At 70.8% G+C, this 20,944-nt stretch carries 23 protein-coding genes; 6 read left to right on the top strand and 17 right to left on the bottom strand.

Translation table 11 applies throughout. From position 1 onward, the window contains the following. Positions 1 to 2 precede the first annotated feature (2 nt). Complete coding sequence (locus tag STVA_RS20960) at positions 3 to 848, top strand: NUDIX hydrolase (protein WP_123691748.1); 846 nt, start codon at positions 3 to 5, stop codon at positions 846 to 848. Here STVA_RS20960 and gluQRS read toward each other — a convergent pair whose 3' ends face one another. Continuing rightward, positions 849 to 1,703: a tRNA glutamyl-Q(34) synthetase GluQRS gene (gluQRS, locus tag STVA_RS20955; protein ID WP_123691746.1), complete on the bottom strand. Its 855-nt coding sequence runs from the start codon at positions 1,701 to 1,703 to the stop codon at positions 849 to 851. A gap of 61 nt (positions 1,704 to 1,764) precedes the next feature. On the opposite strand from gluQRS, the gene STVA_RS20950 reads away from it, so the two are divergent. After that, on the top strand, positions 1,765 to 2,418 hold the full coding sequence (locus STVA_RS20950) for an alpha/beta hydrolase (RefSeq protein ID WP_338069550.1): 654 nt from the start codon (positions 1,765 to 1,767) through the stop codon (positions 2,416 to 2,418). Positions 2,419 to 2,691: 273 nt separating this feature from the next. Then, positions 2,692 to 3,249 (top strand): HNH endonuclease, encoded by a 558-nt coding sequence (locus STVA_RS20945; RefSeq protein ID WP_420822804.1) that lies wholly within the window; start codon positions 2,692 to 2,694, stop codon positions 3,247 to 3,249. 12 nt (positions 3,250 to 3,261) lie between these two features. Here the strand turns inward: STVA_RS20945 and STVA_RS20940 are convergent, their stop codons facing one another. From STVA_RS20940 to STVA_RS20930, 3 genes are read right to left on the bottom strand one after another with little or no spacing between them, the layout of a single operon-like run. After that, the gene (locus STVA_RS20940) at positions 3,262 to 4,161 is read right to left on the bottom strand and encodes a phytanoyl-CoA dioxygenase family protein (RefSeq protein ID WP_123691741.1); all 900 of its coding nucleotides are present in this window, start codon (positions 4,159 to 4,161) and stop codon (positions 3,262 to 3,264) included. A gap of 31 nt (positions 4,162 to 4,192) precedes the next feature. Next, on the bottom strand, positions 4,193 to 5,404 hold the full coding sequence (locus tag STVA_RS20935; RefSeq protein ID WP_197735698.1) for an ABC transporter substrate-binding protein: 1,212 nt from the start codon (positions 5,402 to 5,404) through the stop codon (positions 4,193 to 4,195). Further along, entirely contained in the window at positions 5,401 to 6,699 is a 1,299-nt protein-coding gene (locus STVA_RS20930; RefSeq protein WP_123691739.1) for a CaiB/BaiF CoA transferase family protein, read from the bottom strand. The genes STVA_RS20935 and STVA_RS20930 overlap by 4 nt, the downstream gene beginning before the upstream one ends. A gap of 301 nt (positions 6,700 to 7,000) precedes the next feature. On the opposite strand from STVA_RS20930, the gene STVA_RS20925 reads away from it, so the two are divergent. Both STVA_RS20925 and STVA_RS20920 read left to right on the top strand, forming a co-directional pair. Next, positions 7,001 to 7,687, top strand: coding sequence for a phosphatidylserine decarboxylase (locus tag STVA_RS20925; RefSeq protein WP_123691737.1), 687 nt, complete (start codon positions 7,001 to 7,003; stop codon positions 7,685 to 7,687). Next, a complete protein-coding gene (locus tag STVA_RS20920) occupies positions 7,684 to 8,514 on the top strand; it encodes a CDP-alcohol phosphatidyltransferase family protein (protein ID WP_123691735.1) in 831 nt (276 codons plus the stop codon). The genes STVA_RS20925 and STVA_RS20920 overlap by 4 nt, the downstream gene beginning before the upstream one ends. Before the next feature lie 10 nt (positions 8,515 to 8,524). Here the strand turns inward: STVA_RS20920 and STVA_RS20915 are convergent, their stop codons facing one another. The 4 genes from STVA_RS20915 to STVA_RS20900 are packed head-to-tail and all read right to left on the bottom strand — an operon-like array spanning position 8,525 to position 12,289. Then, positions 8,525 to 9,733 (bottom strand): JmjC domain-containing protein, encoded by a 1,209-nt coding sequence (locus STVA_RS20915; protein WP_170216554.1) that lies wholly within the window; start codon positions 9,731 to 9,733, stop codon positions 8,525 to 8,527. 10 nt (positions 9,734 to 9,743) lie between these two features. Continuing rightward, positions 9,744 to 11,069 (bottom strand): ATP-binding protein, encoded by a 1,326-nt coding sequence (locus STVA_RS20910; protein ID WP_123691731.1) that lies wholly within the window; start codon positions 11,067 to 11,069, stop codon positions 9,744 to 9,746. Between the two features lie 3 nt (positions 11,070 to 11,072). Continuing rightward, positions 11,073 to 11,795 (bottom strand): response regulator, encoded by a 723-nt coding sequence (locus STVA_RS20905; RefSeq protein WP_123691729.1) that lies wholly within the window; start codon positions 11,793 to 11,795, stop codon positions 11,073 to 11,075. Further along, entirely contained in the window at positions 11,792 to 12,289 is a 498-nt protein-coding gene (locus tag STVA_RS20900) for a MarR family winged helix-turn-helix transcriptional regulator (RefSeq protein WP_123691727.1), read from the bottom strand. Before STVA_RS20900 ends, STVA_RS20905 begins: the two co-directional genes overlap by 4 nt. Before the next feature lie 75 nt (positions 12,290 to 12,364). Here STVA_RS20900 and STVA_RS20895 point away from each other — a divergent pair, with 75 nt between their 5' ends. Beyond that, a complete protein-coding gene (locus STVA_RS20895; protein ID WP_123691725.1) occupies positions 12,365 to 13,258 on the top strand; it encodes a branched-chain amino acid aminotransferase in 894 nt (297 codons plus the stop codon). Positions 13,259 to 13,299: 41 nt separating this feature from the next. On the opposite strand, the gene STVA_RS20890 is transcribed toward STVA_RS20895, so the two are convergent. The 9 genes from STVA_RS20890 to STVA_RS20850 all read right to left on the bottom strand — a co-directional run bounded on the left by STVA_RS20890 (position 13,300) and on the right by STVA_RS20850 (position 20,943). Next, the gene (locus STVA_RS20890; protein WP_170216553.1) at positions 13,300 to 14,067 is read right to left on the bottom strand and encodes a pentapeptide repeat-containing protein; all 768 of its coding nucleotides are present in this window, start codon (positions 14,065 to 14,067) and stop codon (positions 13,300 to 13,302) included. Between the two features lie 8 nt (positions 14,068 to 14,075). Further along, the gene (locus STVA_RS20885) at positions 14,076 to 14,609 is read right to left on the bottom strand and encodes a TIGR00645 family protein (protein ID WP_123691721.1); all 534 of its coding nucleotides are present in this window, start codon (positions 14,607 to 14,609) and stop codon (positions 14,076 to 14,078) included. Between the two features lie 29 nt (positions 14,610 to 14,638). Then, positions 14,639 to 15,094 (bottom strand): molybdopterin synthase catalytic subunit MoaE, encoded by a 456-nt coding sequence (moaE, locus tag STVA_RS20880; protein ID WP_123691719.1) that lies wholly within the window; start codon positions 15,092 to 15,094, stop codon positions 14,639 to 14,641. Continuing rightward, complete coding sequence (moaD, locus tag STVA_RS20875; RefSeq protein WP_123691717.1) at positions 15,091 to 15,342, bottom strand: molybdopterin converting factor subunit 1; 252 nt, start codon at positions 15,340 to 15,342, stop codon at positions 15,091 to 15,093. Before moaD ends, moaE begins: the two co-directional genes overlap by 4 nt. An 88-nt stretch (positions 15,343 to 15,430) precedes the next feature. Beyond that, positions 15,431 to 16,687 carry a molybdopterin molybdotransferase MoeA gene (locus STVA_RS20870; RefSeq protein ID WP_123691715.1) on the bottom strand — a complete coding sequence of 419 codons (1,257 nt, stop codon included), beginning with the start codon at positions 16,685 to 16,687 and terminating at the stop codon, positions 15,431 to 15,433. Continuing rightward, a complete protein-coding gene (gene mobB, locus STVA_RS20865; protein ID WP_123691713.1) occupies positions 16,684 to 17,235 on the bottom strand; it encodes a molybdopterin-guanine dinucleotide biosynthesis protein B in 552 nt (183 codons plus the stop codon). The genes STVA_RS20870 and mobB overlap by 4 nt, the downstream gene beginning before the upstream one ends. A 22-nt stretch (positions 17,236 to 17,257) precedes the next feature. Further along, positions 17,258 to 17,869 (bottom strand): CDP-diacylglycerol--glycerol-3-phosphate 3-phosphatidyltransferase, encoded by a 612-nt coding sequence (gene pgsA, locus STVA_RS20860; RefSeq protein WP_123691711.1) that lies wholly within the window; start codon positions 17,867 to 17,869, stop codon positions 17,258 to 17,260. Positions 17,870 to 17,882: 13 nt separating this feature from the next. Further along, the gene (uvrC, locus tag STVA_RS20855) at positions 17,883 to 19,817 is read right to left on the bottom strand and encodes an excinuclease ABC subunit UvrC (RefSeq protein ID WP_123691709.1); all 1,935 of its coding nucleotides are present in this window, start codon (positions 19,815 to 19,817) and stop codon (positions 17,883 to 17,885) included. Between the two features lie 352 nt (positions 19,818 to 20,169). Further along, positions 20,170 to 20,943, bottom strand: coding sequence for an SDR family oxidoreductase (locus STVA_RS20850; RefSeq protein WP_245978388.1), 774 nt, complete (start codon positions 20,941 to 20,943; stop codon positions 20,170 to 20,172). Position 20,944: the final 1 nt, after the last annotated feature.

Here is a 20,944-nt window from a genome sequence, read left to right as displayed (position 1 = left end):
GAATGTCGCTCCTTCGCCATATCGAGGCGGTGAACCGCTGGCGGCCGGAACGCTTCCGGCCGCTGCTGCTGGCCGGGCGGCGGGTCGGCCGGGTGCGCGACGACTTCGCACCGGTCCTGGCCGCGTTCCCGGCCGTCTTTCGGGTGGATGGCGACGCCGTGCGACTGACGCCGGATGCCGTTGATACCGACACGCTGACGGCGGCGGTGGCACTGGTCGGCCGCCGGCTGGTGGCGGATGGGTTGATACCCGGCTGGCGCGGCGAATGGTTCGACGTGATGGCCGAGGATGGCGACCGGCCGCTGCTGCGCATCGACCGCGGTGCCCTGCCACGCTTCGGCGTGCGGGCGGCCGGCGTGCACCTGAACGGCTTCGTGCGCCGGGCGGACGGCCTGCATCTGTGGATCGCGCGCCGTGCGCCCGACAAGAAGATCGACCCCGACAAGCTGGATAACATGGTGGCGGGCGGGGTCGGCGCCGGCTACGGCCCTTGGGCGACCCTGGTGAAGGAAGCGGGCGAGGAAGCCTCGCTGCCGCCGGAGGCGATGCGCGGCGCCCATGCCGCCGGCATCGTCACCTATGTCATGGAGCGCGAGGACGGCCTGCGCGAGGACCTGCTCTATGTCTATGACCTGGAGATGCCCGAAGGGCTGGAACCGCGGCCCAACGACGGCGAGATCGTCGACTTCGCCCTGATGCCGGCGGCCGACGTGCTGGCCCTGGTGCGCGACACCGACCAGGTGAAGTTCAACGTCAACGTGACCCTGATCGACTTCTTCGTGCGCCACGGCATCCTGCGGCCCGAGGATCCGGACTACCTGGCTATCTGCCGCGGCCTGCGCCGCTGATCAGCCGCCGGCCATGGCCAGGACTTCGGCCGGCGTCATTCCCGCCTGGCGCATCGCCGCCAGGGTGACGGCCTGGTCGCGCTTGGCGTAGCGCCGGCCCGCCGCATCGGTCAGCAGCGCGTGGTGGTCCCATTCCGGCACGGGCAGGCCCAGCAGTGCCTGCAGCAGCCGATGGATGTGCGTCGCCTCGAACAGGTCGACGCCGCGCGTCACCAGCGTCACCCCCTGCACCGCATCGTCGAGCGTGACCGCCAGGTGATAGCTGGCGGGTGCATCCTTGCGTGCCAGCACCACGTCGCCCAGCAGGTCCGGCCGGGCCGTCTGCGCGCCTGCCCGCCGATCGCGCCAAGCCAGCCCGCCCGTGCATGCCATGGCCCGGGCCACGTCCAGGCGTATGGCGTGGTTCTGCCCCGCATCCAGCCGCCGCCGGCGCTCGCCCGGGGCGAGGCCGCGGCAGGTGCCGGGATAGACCGGCCCCTCGGCCCCATGGGGGGCGGCACCGGCGCGCGCGATCTCGGCCTGGATCTCGGCGCGGGTGCAGAAGCAGGGGTAGGTCAGGCCGTCCGCCGCCAGCCGGTCGAGAGCGTGGCGATACTCGGCCAGGTGGCGCGACTGCACCCGTACGGGCCCGTCCCAGTCGAGTCCCAGCCAGGCCAGGTCCTCCAGGATGCCGTCGACGAATTCCGGCCGGCAGCGGCCCGGGTCGATGTCCTCGATGCGCAGCAGGAAGCGGCCGCCCGCCCGGCGGGCCGCCCGCCAGCCGGCCAGCGCGGAATGGGCATGGCCCAGATGCAGCCGGCCGGTCGGGCTGGGCGCGAAGCGCGTGACGACTGGCGGCTGGGAAGCCTCGATCATGGCGGCGGCGGGCGAATTCCGTTAGGACGGGGGCCGAACATTACATGGGGAGACCGGTCGAATGATGCAGCTTTCCGGCCCGACGATGGGCCCCGCCGCCGGTGGCCCGGCGCGCGAGGTCGTGGTGTTCCTGCACGGGCTGGGGGCCGACGGCAACGACCTGATCGGGCTTGCTCCCTATTTCGCCCAGGCCCTGCCGCACGCCGCCTTCGCCGCGCCGGACGCACCCTTTCCCTGCGACATGGCCCCCTATGGCTACCAGTGGTTCAGCCTCCAGGACCGCAGCCCGGCGATGATGCTGGCGGGCGTCCAGGCCGCGGCCCCGCTGCTCGATGCCTATATCGACGACCTGCTCGCCAAGCTCGGCCTGGGCGCCGACCGGCTGGCGCTGGTGGGCTTCTCGCAGGGGACGATGATGGCGCTGCATGTGGCGCCGCGGCGGGCAGAGGCGGTGGCGGGCGTGGTCGGCTACTCCGGTCGCCTGCTGGCCGCTGCCAGCCTGCCGGCCGATGTCCGCTCGCGCCCGCCGGTGCTGCTGATCCATGGCGACGCCGACCAGATCGTGCCGTTTGATTCCCTGGAGCTGTCGGCCAATGCCCTGAAGGCGGCGGGCATCGCCGTCACGGCCGAGCGGCGCCCCGGCCTCGGTCATTCGATCGACGAGCCCGGCATCGCCCAGGCGATCGCCTTCCTCACGGAGCGATTCAGCGGGTAGTGCCGCGGGCGGTGGGACGCTGCCGTGGGTGCGCCCTTCGACTGCTCGTTCCGCTGCGCTGCACTCCGCGCTCAGGGTGAGGGATGCCGGTGGCCGTGACCGGCAGTCGTGGTGCGCACGGACCATCCTGGCCCCGAGCGCGCAGCCGAGTTGTCCTGCATGGGGGGTTCCGTTATCTGTCTGTCACGACTAGCGTGCTAAGGGGCGCTGTCGGATGGTCCTGCCATCCGCCCGCTGCCCGTTCATGGCCTGACAGGGAGGGTGACCGTCCCCGTGTCGATAGAGGCGTGTCCCGCACTGGTGCTGAATGCGGACTTCCGTCCGCTGAGCTACTTTCCCTTGTCGCTATGGTCGTGGCAGGACGCGGTGAAGGCCGTGTTCCTCGACCGGGTCAACATCGTCTCGCAGTACGACCGGGTGATCCGCTCGCCCACCTTCGAGATGCGGCTGCCCAGCGTCATCTCGCTGAAGGACTATGTCGCGACCGAGCGGCGGCCGGCCTTCACGCGCTTCAACGTGTTCCTGCGGGACCGCTTCCACTGCCAGTATTGCGGCGGGCATTTCCCGACGCACGAGCTGACCTTCGATCACGTCATCCCGCGTTCGCGCGGCGGCCGGACGACGTGGGAGAACGTCGTCACTGCGTGCGGCGGCTGCAACCTGCTGAAGGGCAGCCACCTGCCGCGCGAGGTGGGCATGTGGCCCCGGGTGCGCGCGGCCCAGCCCACGACGCACCTTTTGCAGGAGCACGGGCGGTCCTTTCCGCCCGGCTACCTGCATGAGAGCTGGCGTGACTTCCTCTACTGGGACAGCGAGCTGGAGACCGGCTGAGGCGCCGGGCGGCTACATGGCCCGCCGCGCCTCCTCTTCCTTCTGGTAGGTCCAGGCCGTGCGATAGCCGGCGCGCCAGTCGGGCGGCAGCTCGCAGGGCCGGGTGTCGAAGCTGGCATACTTGGCCGGCTGGCCGCGCACGATGTCGCCCTGGTGCGGGCTGGTGATCGGGCTCGGCGTGTAGGCGAAGGAATCGGCCGAGGAATAGACCGGCAGCAGCAGCGGCCGCGGCTTCAGCGAGCGGTTCGGCGTCGATCCGTGGACGGTGCGGCAGTTCAGCAGGATGGCGGTGCCTGGGCCGCCGGTGGGGGCGTCCACCTTGTCCGGGGTCATCCAGGCCAGGTCCTCGTCGCGGATGCGCACGACGAAGGCGCCGCTATCGTCATACATGCTGTAGAGCGGCCCCTGGTGGCTGCCGGGAGCGAAGGACAGCGGCCCCTGGTCCGGCCCGCAGCCTTCCAGATAGACACCGATCGACACCGGGCTGAAGTCGGTGTGCGGCCAGGCCTGGATGTCCTGGTGCCACTTGAAGCCGCGGCTGCCCTTGCCCGACTTCACGTTCAGCTTGGCGTGGTGGAACTTCACGTCGGGGCCGACGACGTCGGCGGCCAGGTCGGTCATCACCGGGTCGCACATGAACTCCCAGAAGGTCGGGTGGTGGTCCTGCGGGCTGGTCACCCGGTGCAGGCGCGGGTCGGCCGGCGAATGCCCTTCCTCCAGCGTGAACACGTCGTCGGACCGGGTGACGCTGCGGCTGCGGTCCAGCATGTCGTTGGTGGCCGCCGCCAGCCGGGCGAGCCAGGCGGCCGGCACGTAGTCCGGCACCACCAGGTAGCCATTGTCGAAGTAGGACTGGCGCTGCGCCTGGGTCAGCACCAGCGGCGGATGCTTCAGCACGTCTTCGGGCTTCATGCTTTCCTCCTCTCGGGGCGTAAGGGGCCGCTCAGTCGGCCTTCACCAGCGGGCAGTTGCCCGCCTTCAGCGGACGGAACGCCTCGGCGCCGGGCACGGTCGCCAGCACCTTGTAGTAGTCCCACGGGCCCTTGGATTCGGCCGGCTTCTTCACCTCGACCAGATGCATCTCGTTCAGGCTGCGGCCGTCCTCGCGGATGCGCACGTTCTTGTAGAGCGCGTCGTTGACCGCCAGTTCCTTCATCTTGGCCACGGTCTCCTCGCCGCCGTCCGTGTTGCCGGCGGCCACCGCCTTCAGATAGTGCGTCACCATCGTGTAGACACCGGCATGGACCATCGTCGGCGCGCGGCCGCCATGGCGCTCCATGAAGCGGCGGCTCCAGGCGCGGGTCTCGTCGGTGCGGTCCCAATAGAAGGGCGTGGCGAACTTCAGCCCCTGGGCGGTGTTCAGGCCCAGCGCGTGGATGTCGCTGATGTACATCAGCATCGGCACGACCGACTGGCCGGCCTGGGTGATGCCGAACTCGCCCGCCTGCTTCAGGGCGTTGATGGTGTCGCCGCCGGCATTGGCGAGCGCAATCGCCTTGGCCTTGGATGCCTGGGCCTGCAACAGGTAGGAGGCGAAGTCGGCCGTGCCCAGCGGGTGGCGCACCGCGCCCAGGACGCGGGCGTTGGCTTCCTTCAGGAAGAAGCGCGCCTGGTCCTCCTGGGCATGGCTGCCTGCATTGTCGCCGGTGATGAAGAACCAGCTATCGCCGCCCGACGCCACCGTCGCCTTGGTCGCGACCGACGAGATGCCGTAGCTGTCGAAGCCCCAATGCACGGTGATCTTGGTGCAGGCCTTGCCCGTCAGGTCGGCCGACGAGGCGGACGTCACCAGCATCGCCCGGTTCTTGGACTTGGCGATCTCCTGCACCGCCAGCGCCACGGCCGATGTCGTCAATTCCAGGACGGCGTCGACGCCCTTGGTGTCCATCCAGTCGCGCGCGATGACGGAAGCGATGTCGGGCTTGTTCTGATGGTCGGCCGAAACGATCTCGACCGGCTTGCCCAACACCTTGCCGCCGAAATCCTCGACCGCGAGCTGGGCCGCGATGACCGAGCCTCTGCCGCCGAAATCGGCATAGATGCCCGACTGGTCGTTCAGCACGCCCAGCCGCACGATGCCGCCGGATATGTCGGCCATGGCGGAGCTGGCCAGCAGGGCGGTCGCCAGGGCTGCCGCGACAGGGGTCTTCATCATCGGTTTCCTCCGGTTTCGGTGGGCTCGCGCCGTTGCTCGGCGCCGGTGTCGGTCGGGTGCTGCGTGTCGTCGGGTCCAAGGCCCAGCTCGGCCAGCACCTCGGCCGTGTGCTGGCCCAGGCGCGGGGCATGGCGGCGGATGCGGAAGGGGGCGGCGCTGTAGTTCACCGGCCGGCGGATCGCCCGATAGGCCCCCTCGGTCGGGTGCTCCATCACCGTGAACAGCCCGACCGCCTGGATGTGCCGGTCGTCCGGCAGGTCGTCCAGCGCCAGCACCGGCATGCAGGGGATGCTGGCCCGGTCGCAGAAGGCGACCCATTCGGCGGTCGTGTGGTTGGGCGCCTCCTCGACGATCAGGCCGTAGAGCACGCCGATGTTCGCGACCCGCTCGGGCAGGGTGGCGAAGCGCGGATCGTTCGCGAACTCCGGGCGTCCGATGAAGGCATAGAAGTCCGACCAGTTGCGGTCGGAATAGGGCAGGATGCAGGCCCAGCCGTCGGCCGTGCGGTAGGGGCGGCGCTGGCGGTTGAGGACGCGGGGGAAGCCCGCGCGGTCGGCCGGCGGCTCGAAGGCGAAGCCGAACATGTGCTCGACCAGGTTGAACTCGATCGCCGTCTCCATCATCGGCACCTCGATCGCCTGGCCGCCGCCGCCGCGCTCGCGCTGCAACAGGGCGGCCGTCACCGCCGTGGCGATCGCCTGGCCCGCCAGCTTGTCGCAGACGACCGTGGGGGCGTATCCCGGCTCGCCATGCACCCGCCCATGCAGGTCGGCCAGGCCGGAGCCCGCCTGGATCAGGTCGTCATAGGCGGCCTTGTCGGCGTAGGGACCGTCGGCGCCGAAGCCGTAGGCGCCGCAATAGATGATGTCCGGCGCCAGCCGCCGCACCCGCTCGTAGTCGTAGCCGAGCCGGCCGATGGTGGCCGGCCGCAGGCTGTGGACCAGCACGTCGGCGGTCGCGATCAGCCGGTCCAGCGCCTGCCGCCCATCGGCTGATTTCAGGTCCAGCACGATGCTGCGCTTGTTGCGATGCAGATTCAGGATGTTGCCGGCCATGCCGGGGCTGCGCAGCGGGCGGTAGTGGCGCAGCGAATCGCCCTCCGGCGCCTCTACCTTGATCACGTCGGCGCCGAGGTCGGCCAGGATGTGGGTCGCGAACGGCCCCATGATGACGCTCGTCAGGTCGACGATGCGCAGGCCGCCCAGCGGCCCGTCAGCCAGGGTCGTGTCCCGCGGGCCGCTGGCCCGGGTGGTGTCGCGCGGCCGCTGGTTCCGGGCGGCGTCGCCGTCGGACATCGGGATCGGATCCTCCTGGTGGCGGCGGGTTCTGCGTGTCGCCCGCCTGTTCCGCTGGATTTCGCGCCCGCCCGGCGGCGGGCGGAAGGAAAATCAGGAATGCGATCACACAAATCATATATGTGAACCAACCGTGCCCCTGGAACGCGAGGGCGCCGTGGTCCATTTCCTGCTGTGTCAGGCTGCGGCGGCACCGCCGTTGCTGCCATGCGGGCTCCCGCGCTACATCGGGGCGGCAGCCGGGCAGCCGGCCATACGCGCCGAAGGGACCGAACTTGCAGGACCGACCGATCGAGCCGCCATGCGACCCAGCTACCTAGCCCCGATCCACCGCGAAGGCTGGCCCTTCATCGCGGTCTTCGCGCTGGTCGCGGCCGGCCTGGCGCTGCTGTGGCAGCCGCTCGGCTGGCTGGGGCTGCTGGCGACGGCGTGGTGCGCCTACTTCTTCCGCGACCCGGCGCGCACCGTGCCCGATCGCGAGGGGCTGGTGGTGAGCCCGGCCGACGGGCTGGTGCAACTGGTGGAGCCGGCCGTGCCGCCGCCCGAGCTCGGCATGGGCGAGCTGCCGCGGCCGCGCGTCAGCATCTTCATGAACGTGCTCGACGTGCATGTGAACCGCATGCCGATCGCCGCCGTCGTCGCCCGCACCGCCTATCGCAAGGGCAAGTTCTTCGACGCCTCGCTCGACAAGGCCAGCCTGGAGAACGAGCGGCTGGCGCTGCGCATCACGCTGGGCGACGGGCGCGAGATGGCGGTGGTGCAGATCGCGGGCCTGGTCGCGCGCCGCATCAAGTGCTGGGCCAAGCAGGGCGACCGCCTGGCGACCGGCGAGCGCTTCGGCCTGATCCGCTTCGGCAGCCGGGTCGACGTCTACCTGCCGGACGGCGTGGCACCGCTGGTCGCCGAGGGCCAGCGCGCGATCGCCGGCGAAACCATCCTGGCCGACTTGACGGCCGCGGAACCGCCGCGGCGGGGGGTATTGCGATGAAGCTGCACAGCCGCCTGCGGCGGCGCGAATCCGGGCGCCTGCGCGCGCTGCCGATCAACCGCCTCATTCCCAACGCGCTGACCGTGTTGGCCCTGGCGGCCGGCGTCACCGCGCTCCGCTTCGGCCTGGAAGGCCGTTGGGAGCATGCCATCGGCATGATCCTGCTGGCGGCCGTGTTCGACGCGCTCGACGGCCGCATCGCCCGCCTGATCGGCGGCACGTCCGGCTTCGGCGCGCAGCTCGATTCGCTGTCGGACGTGATCGCCTTCGGGCTGGTGCCGGGCATGCTGGTGCACCAGTTCGCGATGAAGGGCATCGCCGGCTTCGGCTGGGTGGTGGCGCTGGTCTACATCACCTGCTGTGCGCTGCGCCTGGCGCGCTTCAATACCAAGCTGAACGACCCGGACATGCCGCCCTGGGCCTACAACTACTTCAACGGCGTGCCTGCCCCGGCCGGGGCAGGCCTAGCCCTGCTGCCGATGATCCTGGCCCAGCAGTTCCCCGAGGCCTTCTTCGCCAACCCCTGGCTGAACGCCATCTGGCTGCTCGCCATCGCCGCCCTGATGATCAGCCGGGTGCCGACCTACGCCATGAAGAAGGTGCGGGTGCCGCAGTCGCAGGTGCCGCTGGCGCTCCTGGCGGTGGGCGTGATCGCCGCCGCCGCCGTCAGCGAGCCCTGGCTGACCCTGGCGGCGATTGCCATCGTCTACATCGCCTTCATCCCGTTCAGCATCCGCTCCTACTCGCGCCTGGCGGCCGAATCGGCCCGCACCAAGGCCGAGCGGGACGGAATCGTCGTCGCCATGACGGACGAGGGCGGCCGGTAGGCCGCGCCCGTCAGGCCATCTCCGCCAGCCGCAGGTTGACCAGGCTTTCGCCGACCTGGAGGACCTGGGCGGCGGAAAGCTGGGGAAAGCGCGCGGCCAGCGCCGCCTGGTCGAACGGCTCGGTGGCGGTGGCGGCCCACTGCACGACCGGCGCCAGCCCGGCCGGCAATGCCACCCGCCCGAAGGTGCCGACGGCGACTAGCGCCCCCGCCTCGACGACCAGCCGGGTGCCGCCATCGGGGCGCGGTCGCCAGCGCAGGGGGGCAGCCAGGGCGGATTCCAGGTCGTAGCGATCGAAGGGCGGCGACTGTGCCCCGAGATGGCGGGCGAAGGCGCTGAGGAACCCCGGGTCGCGCGCCATCTCGGCCAGCCGGGCGGCCACCGGATCTGCCGCCTCGGTCATGCGCTTGCGCGTGCGGCCGGGTGCCAGGTCCTGGCGCAGCGCCCCGTCGAGCACGCCCTCGTCGGCCAGGAAACGCAGCAGGTCGGCGCCGGTCGGCAGCGACACGGCGAAGGTGACGTGGATCGTGGCCTCGCTCGATGCCAGCGCGTCGTGGAACTGGCCGCGCGGCAGGTAGAGCAGGTCGCCCGGCCGCAGCACCACCTCCTCGCGCACTGCACCTGGCGCGTCCTTGCGGCCGGTCGCCTGGGCGGCCGCGACCGTGCGCTGGGTGGGGGCGTCTGCCCGGTTCTCGAAGATGCGCCAACGCTTCTCGCCGTGGCAGTGCAGCGCGAAGACCTCGTGGGTGTCGAAATGCGGGTTGAACGCCTGTCGCCCGCGGCGCGAGAAATAGAGGTTGGCCTGGACCGCGGCCCCGGTCGCCGCCCGCAGCGCGCCCGCGATCTCGGCCAGCCCGTCATTCATCTCGCTGATGTTGTTCAGCACCAGGGTGGCGCCGCGCCGGATCCAGCCGGTGACCAGGCTGGGCACCGGGCGCAACGCGTCGGTTCCGGCGGTATCGGGAGTGGGTCGGCAATACTCGTCGGCGAGTATGCCCTTGCCGTCGAGCACGAGCTGCAAGGTGCGCTGGGTCCAGACCGTGGTCTGGTTCAGCAGGCGGTTCAGCTCTGCCAGGCCCATCACGTCGGCGGCCCGCTCCGGCTGGCCCGGCAGGTGCGCGATGTGGCGGCCGAAGGTGTCGGCGAAGAAGCGCTCGGCGCCGGCCGGCGCCAGCAGCCCCTCGAGCCGGCGGACGAGGCGGGGGTCGGCTGGTGGCATGATCGGGGCCTCAGAGGGGCAGGAGGATGCGGGCGCGCAGCCCGCCCTGGGGGGATTCTTCCAGGCTGATGTCGCCGCCATGGCCGCGGGCGATGTCGCGCGCGATGGTCAGGCCCAGCCCGACGCCGCCGGTCGCGGCATTGCGCGACGGGTCGAGGCGGTGGAAGGGGCGGAAGGCGTTCTCGCGCTCGTGCGGCGGGATGCCCGGGCCGTCGTCGTCGACCAGGATGTCGACGCCGGCCGGCCGCGCGACCGCGCCGATCCACACCCGGCGGGCATGGCGCGAGGCATTGCCGACGAGGTTGCCGATGCAGCGCTTGATGGCGTGCGGGCGCACCGGCAGATGCAGGCCGGGCGGGGCGGCGACCGCGATCTCCACCCCGTCGCGCCGGGCGCCGGCCGCGATCTCGTCGAGCAGCCGGCCGAGGTCGGTATCGACCGGCGGCTCGTCGCCCTCGCCGCGGGTGAAGTCGAGATAGGCCTGGATCATCCGCTCCATCTCGACGATGTCGCCCTGCAGGTCGGCGATGTCGGCACTCTGCGGCAGCAGCGCCAGGCCCAGGCGCATGCGGGTCAGCGGCGTCCGCAGGTCGTGCGAGACGCCGGCCAGCATGGTGGTGCGCTGCACGATCTGGCGCTGGATGCGCTCGCGCATGACGAGGAAGGCGGCGGCGGCCTGCCGCACCTCGGTCGCCCCCTCGGGCTTGAAGCCAGGCACGTCGCGGCCCTTGCCGAAGCTCTCGGCGGCGGCGGCCAGCCGGCGGATCGGCTTCACCTGGTTGCGCATGAAGAGGGAGGCCACGCCGAACAGCAGCAGCGACGAGCCGATCGTCCAGGCGATGATGGCATAGGCGGTGAAGCTGAACAGGCGCTTCTGCGGCGCCATCAGTTCCAGCACGCCCTCCTCGAGCTGGACCAGGATCTCGACCTGGCGCGGCCGCGATTCCGGGTCGATGGCGATCGGCCGGTCGACCCGCTCGCGCAGGGCCGAGAAGAGCTGGCCGGCGATGAAGAAGTCGTCCGGCTCGCGGTCGATCGGCGGCAGCCGCTCGCCCGGCCGCCAGTCGACGCGCAGGTCCATGTGGCGCAGCGCCAGCGCCACCACCTCGGCCCGTTCGGCCGGCGTGCGCGCCTGCTCGTGCAGGTCGACGATGGCGGCCACGTCGCCGGCGATGGCCTGGGCCAGGCGGCGGGCGACGATGTCCCAGTGGCGGTCGTAGAAATACCAGGTGGAGACGATCTGCACGATCAGGAGCGGCATGACGATGATCAGCAGCGACCGCCCGAAGAGCGATCGGGGAAGCAGCCGGTGCCGCCAGTCGCGCGGGTTCTCCATCGCTCAGTCCGGGATCAGTACGTAGCCGGTGCCGCGCACCGTCTGCAGGTAGCGCGGGTAGCGCGGGTCGGCCTCGACCTTGCGGCGCAGGCGGGTCATCTGCACGTCGACCGTGCGCACGCTGCCCTGGATGCCGATGGCGTCGGCCAGCTCCTCGCGCGAGACGGCGGTGCCGGGGTTCTCGGCCAGCGCCCGCAAAAGCCCGGTCTCCGCCTGGGTCAGGCGGACGGCGGTCGCCCCCCGCCGCAGCTCGCCCCGCCGGGGCTCGAAGCGGAAGGGGCCGAACTGGATGAGGGCGACCGCGGCGGTCGGCGCCGTCGCCCCGCGGCGCAGGATGGTGCGCATGCGCAAGAGCAGCTCGCGCGGCTCGAACGGCTTGGCCAGGTAGTCGTCGGCACCGCTCTCCAGGCCGGCGATGCGGTTGGCGGCCTCGCCCATCGCGGTCAGCAGCAGGATCGGCATCTCGCTGCCGCTGCGCAGCGAGCGCGTCAGCTCCAGCCCGTTCTCGCCCGGCATCATCACGTCCAGCACCAGCAGGTCGAAATGCATGGCGGCCAGGCGCGCGCGCGCCTCGGCGGCATCGCCGGCCACCGTCACGCGGAAGCCGTTCTCGGCCAGATAGCGCCGCAGCAGGTCGCGCAGCCGCTGGTCGTCGTCGACCACCAGGACATGGGGCTGGTCGTCGGTGTCGGGCGCGGCCGCCGCCGCCGGGTCGGCGCCGGTCATGCGCCGGGTTCGCCGGGCCGGGCGAAGCGCGCGCGGTCATGCTCGTCGACGATGCCCAGCATCACCCGCCGGAAGCCCTCCACCGCATCGGCGCCGGCGCCGCGGAAGGCGCGCGCGATCCGGTCGCGCTGGTTCTGCGACAATTGCCGCTCCAGCTCCACCCCCTTGTCGGTCAGGTTCAGCAGGCGCTGCCGCCGGTCGCGCTCGCCCGCGCGCTGGCGGATGAACTCCTCCTCGATCAGCTGCCCCAGCACCCGCGACAGGCTCTGCTTGGTGATGCGCAGGATGCCGAGCAGGCCCGACACGGTCATGCCGGGATGGCGGCCGACGAAATAGATGACGCGGTGGTGCGCCCGCCCGAAGCCGTAGCCGGCCAGGATCTCGTCGGGCCCGGCGGTGAAGTCGCGATAGGCGAAATAGAGCAGCTCGATCCCCTGGCGCAATTCCTCCTCGCGCAGAAACAGCAGCCTTGCTGGCGTTTTTATGTCAGCCATATTGACCAATCTCGGAACAGAATGTTACGCTCAGCATGGTCAGAACGACATATTCTGAGCATGAGGAGCCCCCCGATGGCGATGATCCCGTTTGACGAGCGCGATGGTGTCCTGTGGATGGATGGCGCGATGGTGCCGTGGCGCGACGCCAAGATTCATGTCCTGACCCATGGTCTGCACTATGCCGGCGCGGTGTTCGAGGGCGAACGCGTCTATGGCGGCAACATCTTCGAGAGCGAGGCGCACACCCGCCGCCTGCGCCGCTCGGCCGAGATCCTGGGCTACGAGATCCCCTATTCTGTGGCCGAGATCGAGGACGCCAAGCGCGCCGTGGTGGCGGCACTCGGCATCGCCGACGGCTATGTCCGGCCGGTCGCCTGGCGCGGCAGCGAGATGATGGGGGTGGGCGCGCCCGATGCCCGCATCCACCTGGCGATCGCCGCCTGGGACTGGCCGTCCTATTTCTCGCCCGAGGCGCGGGCCCGCGGCATCAAGCTGACGATCTCGCCCTGGCGCCGCCCGGCCCCGAACATGGCGCCGGTCGAGAGCAAGGCATCCGGCCTCTACATGATCTGCACCATGAGCCGGCACGCCGCCGAGAAGCAGGGCTTCCACGACGCCCTGATGCTCGACTATCGCGGCTTCCTGGCCGAGGGCACGGGGGCGAACCTGTTCCTGGCGATCGACGGCCGGCTGCATACGCCCACGGCGGACTGTTTCCTCGACGGCATCACCCGGCGCACGGTGATGCGCCTGGCGCGCGAGCGGCAGATCGAAGTGGTCGAGCGTCATGTCCTGCCCGACGAACTGGCGTGTGCAAGCGAGGTCTTCCTGACCGGCAGTGCGGCCGAGGTGACCCCGGTCGGGCAGATCGACGACCTCACCTTCACTCCCGGTGCCATGTGCCAGGCGCTTTACGACGATTATATGGCACTGGTGCGCGGCACGCCCAGGCCCGCCCTGTCTTAGACCATCACGGCCGGTGGACGGGTTCAAATAGTGTTGCGGATTCAATCCGGGTCGGGGTGGACGTCCACCCCGATCCCGGCCAGCAGGACGGGTTGCTGCGACTGGTCGATCTTCAGGCGCGCGAAGCTCGCCAGTTCCGACAGGGCTAGCCCCTCGATGTCGGCGCCGCGCAGGTCGGCGCCGTCCATCCGGGTGTCGATCAGGATCGCCTGCACCAGGTCGCAATGGCGCAGGTCGGCATCGGTCAGGTCGGCGGAGTTCAGGTCCGCCTCGCGCAGCCGGCTGCCGCTGAAGTCGGCGCCGGGCAGGCGCGCCTCCGACAGGTCGGCCAGCTCCAGGTTGCATTCCCGGAAGCTGGCCCGCGTCAGCACCACCTTGCGCGCGAAGGCGCGGGCGAACTCCACCTTCACGAAGGCGGCCCCCCGCAGGTTGCAGCGCGCTATCTCGATCCCGAACATGTCGACGCGGTCGAACCGGCAGAAGGACAGGTCGCAGCCCGTGAAGCGCGCCTCGCGCAGGTCGCCGAACGCGAAGGTGCAGCCCTCTGCCGGGGCGTCGGGGTCGATGAAGCTGCAATCCTCGAACGCCGCCTCGCGCAGGTCGGCGTGGGAAAAGCGGGCGCGGTGGAAGTGGCAGCGATCGAAGCGGGCGCCGGTCAGGTTGGCGTCGACGAACGCCGCGCCGGGGAAGGTGCAGTCGACGAACCGCGCCGCCTCGGCCGCCAGCCCGCGCCAGTCGATGTCGGCGAAATGGTGGCCGACCAGCGGGCTGCCGGCCGCCAGGGCCGCGCGTATGCCGGCGGTGTCCAAGGCCAGCGCTACTTCTTCACCGACAGCTTGTCCGTCAGCGCCAGGATCAGGCCCGAGCAGACGAACAGCAGGTGCATGCCGACCATCCAGCCCATCTCGCGATCGGTGATCTTGTCGACGTTCATGAACGACTTCAGCAGCGATATCGACGAGATGGCGACGATGGATGCGATCAGCTTCAGCTTCAACCCGCCCGAATCGAGCTTGCCCATCCATTCCGGCCGGTCGGGATGGTTGTGGACGTCGATCTTGGAGACGAAGTTCTCGTAGCCGCTGAAGATGACCATCAGCACCAGGTTGCCGACCAGCACGAGGTCGACCAGGGTCAGCAGCGCCAGGATGACGTCGCTCTGGCTGGCCGACAGGGTCTGCGGCAGGAAGACGAACAGCTCCTGCAGGAACTTGATGAGCAGGATGACGAGCCCGACGATCAGGCCGAGATAGAAGGGCGCCAGCAGCCAGCGGCTGTGGAAGATCCAGCTCTCGACCCGGCGCTCGATCCGGGTGCGCATGTGGTCGGCGGAATCGGGTGGAATGGTCATCGGGGCTTTCTGGAAAGGAAGGGGGGCGTCTACCAGCGCTCGGCGGCGCGGTCGTCCTCGGTCTTGGCCGCGACCCAGCGGTCGCCCTCCGGGGTCTCCTCGCGCTTCCAGAATGGCGCCTTGGTCTTCAGCCAGTCCATCAGGAAGCGGCAGGCATCGAAGGCGGCGTCGCGATGGGCGGACGCCGTCACCACCAGGACGATACGGTCGCCCGGCTCCAGCCGGCCGAAGCGGTGGATGATGCGGATGGCATCGAGCGGCCAGCGGTCTGCGGCTTCGGCCGCGATCGCCGCCAGCGCCTTCTCGGTCATGCCCGGATAGTGCTCCAGCGTCATGGCGCGGACCGGCTGGCCGCCCGCCATGTCGCGCACCAGGCCGACGAAGGAGGCGATGCCGCCGATGCCGGTCTGCCCGGACGACAGGCCGGCGATCTCCGCGCCGACGTCGAAGTCGGCGGCCTGCACGGAAATGGCGGCCGGGATCATCCGCCGGTTACCGGCGGGAAGAGCGCGATCTCGTCGCCCGGGCCGATCGCGCTGTCGAGGCGCGCGAACTCCTGGTTCACGGCGACGCGGATCGGCGTCACGTCGACGAAGGCGTCGGCATAGCCGGGCCCGCGCCCGCGCAGCCACGTGATCAGCCCGTCCACCGTGTCGACCCCGGCCGGCGGCGTCACCGTCTCCTCGGCCAGGCCGATGCGCTGCTTGATCCAGGCGAAGTAGAGCAGTTTCATCGCGTCCACTCGTTAGCGTGCAGGGGTGCGGGTAGGGGAGTTGCCCGATCAGATGGCTATTCGTGGCCGGATTGCCAGTCGGCCGGCGCTATCGCATCAGCTCGCTGAAAGGCAGGAAGTCGACCAGGGTTCCGGCGACCAGCTCGGTCGCGTCCTCGTCCAGCGCCACCAGCCCGTCCGATTCCACCATCGAGGACAGGATCCCGACGCCGTCGCGCGGGAACTTGCGCACCAGCGGCAGGCCGTCCGGCCCATCCTCCAGTCGTGCCCGCAGATACTCGCGCCGGCCGGCCTTCTTGCGCCAGTCGAAGCCCAGGCGCACCGGAAAGGCGCGTGGCGGCTCGGGTGCCGCCCCCATGCGGGCCAGCAGGATCGGCCGGGCGACGGCCATGAAGGCGACCATGACGGATACCGGGTTGCCGGGCAGGCCGACGAAGATCGCCTCGCCGATGCGGCCCAGGGCCACCGGCCGGCCCGGCCGGATCGCCAGGCGCCAGAAATCGAGCCGCCCCGCGGCCGCGACGGCGGCGCGGACATGGTCTTCCTCGCCCACCGACATGCCGCCGCTGGTGACGATCAGGTCGTGGGCGCCGGCGGCCCCGGCCAGCGCCGGGGCGATCGCATCCAGCCGGTCGGGCAGGATGCCGAGATCGTCGACGACGACGCCCATGCCGGCCAGCAGCGCCGCCAGGATATAGCGGTTGCTGTCATAGACCGCCCCCGGCGGCAGCGGGCCGCCCGGCGGGCGGATTTCGTCGCCAGTGGAGAAGAGGGCGGCCGACAGGCGGCGCCGCACGTCCAGCCGGTCGGCACCCACCGCGGCTGCCATGCCGACATCCTGCGGCCGCAGCCGGCGCCCGGCCCGCAGCGCCACGGCGCCGGCCGGCACGTCCTCGCCCGCCAGCCGCCGGTTGGCCCCGGGCCGGATGCCGCCGGCCAGGCGGACATGGTCGCCATCGACGATGCAGTCCTCCTGCATCATCACCGTGTCGACACCCACCGGCAGCATGGCGCCGGTGAAGATACGGATCGCTTCCCCCGGCCGTTGCGCGCGGCCCAGCGGGTGGCCCGCCGCCACCCGTCCGCCGACGGCCAGGCGCGTCTCGCCCTCACCGACCAGGTCGGCGTGGCGGATGGCATAGCCGTCGACCGCCGAGCTGTCGTGTGGCGGCACCGCGTGGGGGGCAGGCAGGTCGGCCGCCAGGACGCGGCCGAAGGCGGCGGCCAGGGGCACCGCCTCGATGTCGGATACGGGCTCGATCCGCGCGGCGATCAGGCGCGCCGCCTCGGCCACCGTCATCGGCGCCTCGCCGGTGGCAAAGCAGTCGTCGGAAAGCTGGGTCATCCCGCCAGGGCCGGGGCAGGCGCCGGGGGCTGATGGGAAAGCGCGTCCAGGTGGGCCAGGATGAAGTCGGCGATCCGCGCCGTGTCGCCCAGCGGCAGCAGCGGGCGGCCGACTGGCAGATGATCGACCGGCAAATGGGCGGAATCGCTGGCAATGGCGACGATCATCGGGTCATCGACGGCCAGCAGCGGCTTGCCCAGCGCCGGGCGATGGATTTCCAGCTTGGGCAGGGCGGCCCGCTTGAAGCCTTCCACCAGCACCAGGTCGACCGGGCTCATGCGGCCCAGCAGCTCGGCCAGCGGCGGCTCCTCGGCGCCGCGCAACTCGTGCATCAGGGCCCAGCGCAGGCCGGAGCTGATCAGCACCTCGGTGGCGCCGGCCTGACGGTGGGTGTGGCTATCCTTGCCCGGCTGGTCGAGGTCGAAGGCATGGTGCGCGTGCTTGACGGTCGAGACCGACAGGCCGCGGCCGCGCAGCTCGGGGATGAGGCGGGCCAGCAGCGTCGTCTTGCCGCTGCCGCTCCAGCCGGCAAGACCGAAGACCTTCATGACGGGGCTGTGCCGCGGGCGGTCAGCGGGCGCGGCCCGATGCCGGCTGGCGCTCTTCCGGCTTCTCGGGCGGCTGGGCGCCCGGCTGCAGATGGCGCAGGCCGGTATGCAGATAGTCGTAGCCGGTGACGAGCGTAAGCGCGGCCGCCCCCCACAGGCCGATGGTGCCGATCGCCACCACCGGCAGGAAGGCCGGCCCGGCCTCGCCCACCAGCAGGAAGCCGATCGCGGTCATCTGGATGCCGGTCTTCCACTTGGCCAGCCGGCTGACGGGCACGCCGACCCGCAGCCCCGCCAGGTACTCGCGCAGGCCCGACACCAGGATCTCCCGGCACAGGATGACCACCGCCGCCAGCACCGTCGCCCCGTCGACCCGCTGGAAGGCGACCAGCATGAAGAGGGCCGCCGCCACCAGCAGCTTGTCCGCGATCGGGTCCAGGCACCGGCCCAGTTCCGAATGCTGGTTCTGGCGGCGCGCGACATGGCCGTCCAGCCAGTCGGTGAGCGCGGCCGCGGTGAACAGGACGCAGGCGGCATAGCTCGCCCACGGCCCCTCGAAATAGAACGTGGCGACCAGGACCGGGATCACCGCGATCCGGGAGAGGGTCAGCAGATTGGGCAGGTTGGTCCACATCCCGTCGTGCGCCTCAGGGGCCGTTTCCGTGGAAGAAGTCGTATACCAGCCGGGCCACGGCCTTGTTGATCCCGGGAACCGATTCCAGGTCGGCCAGTCCGGCCCGGGCGACGGCCCGGGCAGAGCCGAAATGGTGCAGCAGCGCCCGTTTGCGCCGCGGGCCGATGCCCGGAACCTCGTCCAGCGGCGATTGTCCCAGGGCCTTGGTCCGCTTGGCCCGATGGGTGCCGATGGCGAAGCGGTGGGCCTCGTCGCGCAGGCGCTGGAGAAAATACAGGACCGGGTCGCGCTGTTCCAGGCTGATCGGTGGCCGATCGGCGGTGAAGAAGCGTTCGCGGCCGGCATCGCGGTCCGGACCCTTGGCAATCGCCACCAGCGGCACGTCGCCGACACCGAGATCGGCCAGCACCGCCTGGGCCGCGCTGAGCTGCCCGGCACCGCCGTCGATCAGCACCAGGTCGGGCCAGGCGCTGTTGCGCTCGGTGCCCTCGCCGGCCTCGGCCTCGGCCGCCCGCTCCTCCAGCGCGCGCACGAAGCGGCGGGTGAAGACCTCGCGCATCATCGCGAAATCGTCGCCCGCCGCCTTCGGGTCGCGGATGGTGAACTTGCGATAGGCGCCCTTCACGAACCCTTCCGGCCCGGCCACCACCATGGCGCCGACGGCGTGTGCGCCCTGGATATGGCTGTTGTCGTAGATCTCGATGCGCTCCGGCAGGCCGGGCAGGGCGAAGACGCGGGCCACCCCCTCCAGCAACTGGCGCTGGGTGGCGCTCTCGGCCAGGCGGCGGCCATGGGCCTCCCGCGCGTTCGTCAGGGCGTGTTCCACCAGCTTGCGGCGGTCGCCGCGCTGCGGCGTGAACAGCTCCACCTTGCGCTCGGCCCGGACCGACAGGGCCTCGCCCAGCAGATCCTGCTCGGGCACGGCATGGCTCAGCAGGATCAGGGCCGGCGGCGTCTTGTTGTCATAGAACTGGCCGACGAAGGCGCCCAGCACGTCCTCGACGCCGAGCTGCCGGTCGTGGCTCGGGAAATAGGGGTGGTTGCCCAGGTTCTGCCCGCCGCGGAAGAAGAACACCTGGATGCAGGTCTGGCCGCCGGCCTGATGGGCGGCGATCACGTCGGCCTCGTCGATGCCGGCGACGTTGATGTCCTGGTGGGCCTGGATCTGGGTCAGCGCGCGGATGCGGTCGCGGTAGAGGGCGGCACTCTCGAAGTCGAGCGCGTCGCTGGCCGCCTGCATGCGCTCCACCAGCCCGGCCTGCACCGCGCGGCTGCGGCCCGACAGGAAGGCCTCGGCATCGGCCACCTGGGCGGCATAGTCGGCCGCCGTCACCCGGCCGACGCAGGGCGCGGTGCAGCGCTTGATCTGGTGCTGCAGGCACGGCCGCGTGCGCTGGGCGAAGACCGTGTCGGCGCAGTTGCGTACCAGGAAGGCGCGCTGCAGCGCGATGATGGTGCGGTTGACCGAGCCGGCCGACGCGAAGGGGCCGAAATAGCGCCCGGGTCGCGACCGCGAGCCGCGATGCTTGGCGATCTGGGGGAACGGATGGTCGCCGGTCAGGATGATGTCGGGAAAGGACTTGTCGTCGCGCAGCAGCACGTTGAAGCGCGGCCGCAGGCGCTTGATCAGGTTGCTCTCGAGCAGCAGCGCCTCGACCTCGGTATGGGTCGTGACGATCTCGACCGTCACCGTCTCCGACACCATCCGCCGCAGGCGCACCGAAAGCTGGTCGACATGGGTGTAGGACACGACGCGGCGCTTCAGGCTGCGCGCCTTGCCGACGTAGAGGACGTCGCCCTTGGCATCGAGCATTCGGTAGACGCCGGGGGAGAACGGCATGGTCCGCAGCGCGGCGCGGATCACCTCTGCCCCGGCGGCAATCCGCCCGACCGGCGATTCCGCAGTCGGTTCCGGCACTTCCACGAGGTCTTCGATGTCGCCGCTCATGGTGCCCCGGTGCGACTGAACGGACGGTCAGTACGCATATCGCCCTTTTCCACCAAACCTGTGGATAACCGTGTGGGGAACGCCGGGGCGAATGGTGCCGACGGCTGATTTTGCGAGCCCTGGCGACGGTCTGCCCAGTTTCTAGGCAAAATTGCTAAGTTATTGATTTTGCTTGTTGAACAAAAGAGGGTCGGTCGCACAACCTGGGGGACGGCGACAATTGGTGCCAATGAGCACTTGACTCGCCCGCGCCGCCGCGGATTTCCGGGGGCTGTGCACAAAAGCCCAGGCGTTCCGCCAACTTTCGGGCGGATATGGCGGTTTGCGTGACGATCCTGGGGAACGGCCGGCCTCATTCTTCCATCTCGCTGCGGCCGGCGGGGGACCATTGCAGGTGTTGGCCGCCATCCAGCGCGATCATCTGGCCGGTCATCGAGGGCGCGGACAGGATGAAGCGGGCCGCCGCGCAGATCTCCTCCGGGCTGGTGCCGCGGCCGAGCGGCACGCTGGCGCATTGCCGCTGGAACTGCTCCGCGCTCTGGCGCGGGCTGGGCAGGGTAGGGCCGGGGCCGATGCCGTTCACGCGGATGCGCGGCGCGAGCGCGAGCGCCAGGGTGCGCGTCAGCGTCCACAGCGCGCTCTTGCTGACGGTGTAGGACACGAAATGCGGGGTCAGGCTCCACACCCGTTCGTCGAGCAGGTTGATGACCGCGCCGTCGGCGCCGTCCGGCAGTCCGCGGGCCAGGTCCTGGGCCAGGACGAAGGGCGCGCGGAGGTTCGTCTCCATATGGGCGTCCCAGGAGGCCCGGGTGGCCGTCAGGGCCTCGTCGCGCTCGAAGAGGGACGCATTGTTGACGAGGCAGCCGAGCGGCCCCAGGACGGCCGCAGCCCGCGCCACGAGCGTCGCCACCTCGTCCTCGCGCGCCAGGTCGGCCGCCAGGGCGACGGCGCGGCCGCCGCCGGCGACGATCTCGGCCGCCAGTTCCTCGGCCTCGGCGCCGGAGCGGTGGTAGTGGACCGCCACCGCCCAGCCGTCGGCCGCCAGGTCGAGGCAAAGGGCCCGGCCGATGCGCTTGCCGCCGCCCGTGACCAGGGCCGCCCGCGGCATGGGTGCTGCCGCCGCCATG

This window comes from Stella humosa (genome assembly GCF_006738645.1).
Lineage (GTDB): Bacteria > Pseudomonadota > Alphaproteobacteria > ATCC43930 > Allostellaceae > Allostella > Allostella humosa.
This window is presented reverse-complemented; position numbering and strand designations above follow the sequence as displayed.

Bases quoted from the DNA above. Each gene is read 5' to 3' on its own strand.
- STVA_RS20960 (WP_123691748.1), top strand. From the start codon at position 3: ATGTCGCTCCTTCGCCATATCGAGGCGGTGAACCGCTGGCGGCCGGAA.
- gluQRS (WP_123691746.1), bottom strand. From the start codon at position 1,703: ATGATCGAGGCTTCCCAGCCGCCAGTCGTCACGCGCTTCGCGCCCAGC.
- STVA_RS20950 (WP_338069550.1), top strand. From the start codon at position 1,765: ATGATGCAGCTTTCCGGCCCGACGATGGGCCCCGCCGCCGGTGGCCCG.
- STVA_RS20940 (WP_123691741.1), bottom strand. From the start codon at position 4,161: ATGAAGCCCGAAGACGTGCTGAAGCATCCGCCGCTGGTGCTGACCCAG.
- STVA_RS20935 (WP_197735698.1), bottom strand. From the start codon at position 5,404: ATGATGAAGACCCCTGTCGCGGCAGCCCTGGCGACCGCCCTGCTGGCC.
- STVA_RS20930 (WP_123691739.1), bottom strand. From the start codon at position 6,699: ATGTCCGACGGCGACGCCGCCCGGAACCAGCGGCCGCGCGACACCACC.
- STVA_RS20925 (WP_123691737.1), top strand. From the start codon at position 7,001: ATGCGACCCAGCTACCTAGCCCCGATCCACCGCGAAGGCTGGCCCTTC.
- STVA_RS20920 (WP_123691735.1), top strand. From the start codon at position 7,684: ATGAAGCTGCACAGCCGCCTGCGGCGGCGCGAATCCGGGCGCCTGCGC.
- STVA_RS20915 (WP_170216554.1), bottom strand. From the start codon at position 9,733: ATGCCACCAGCCGACCCCCGCCTCGTCCGCCGGCTCGAGGGGCTGCTG.
- STVA_RS20910 (WP_123691731.1), bottom strand. From the start codon at position 11,069: ATGGAGAACCCGCGCGACTGGCGGCACCGGCTGCTTCCCCGATCGCTC.
- STVA_RS20905 (WP_123691729.1), bottom strand. From the start codon at position 11,795: ATGACCGGCGCCGACCCGGCGGCGGCGGCCGCGCCCGACACCGACGAC.
- STVA_RS20900 (WP_123691727.1), bottom strand. From the start codon at position 12,289: ATGGCTGACATAAAAACGCCAGCAAGGCTGCTGTTTCTGCGCGAGGAG.
- STVA_RS20895 (WP_123691725.1), top strand. From the start codon at position 12,365: ATGGCGATGATCCCGTTTGACGAGCGCGATGGTGTCCTGTGGATGGAT.
- STVA_RS20885 (WP_123691721.1), bottom strand. From the start codon at position 14,609: ATGACCATTCCACCCGATTCCGCCGACCACATGCGCACCCGGATCGAG.
- moaE (WP_123691719.1), bottom strand. From the start codon at position 15,094: ATGATCCCGGCCGCCATTTCCGTGCAGGCCGCCGACTTCGACGTCGGC.
- moaD (WP_123691717.1), bottom strand. From the start codon at position 15,342: ATGAAACTGCTCTACTTCGCCTGGATCAAGCAGCGCATCGGCCTGGCC.
- STVA_RS20870 (WP_123691715.1), bottom strand. From the start codon at position 16,687: ATGACCCAGCTTTCCGACGACTGCTTTGCCACCGGCGAGGCGCCGATG.
- mobB (WP_123691713.1), bottom strand. From the start codon at position 17,235: ATGAAGGTCTTCGGTCTTGCCGGCTGGAGCGGCAGCGGCAAGACGACG.
- pgsA (WP_123691711.1), bottom strand. From the start codon at position 17,869: ATGTGGACCAACCTGCCCAATCTGCTGACCCTCTCCCGGATCGCGGTG.
- uvrC (WP_123691709.1), bottom strand. From the start codon at position 19,817: ATGAGCGGCGACATCGAAGACCTCGTGGAAGTGCCGGAACCGACTGCG.
- STVA_RS20850 (WP_245978388.1), bottom strand. From the start codon at position 20,943: ATGGCGGCGGCAGCACCCATGCCGCGGGCGGCCCTGGTCACGGGCGGC.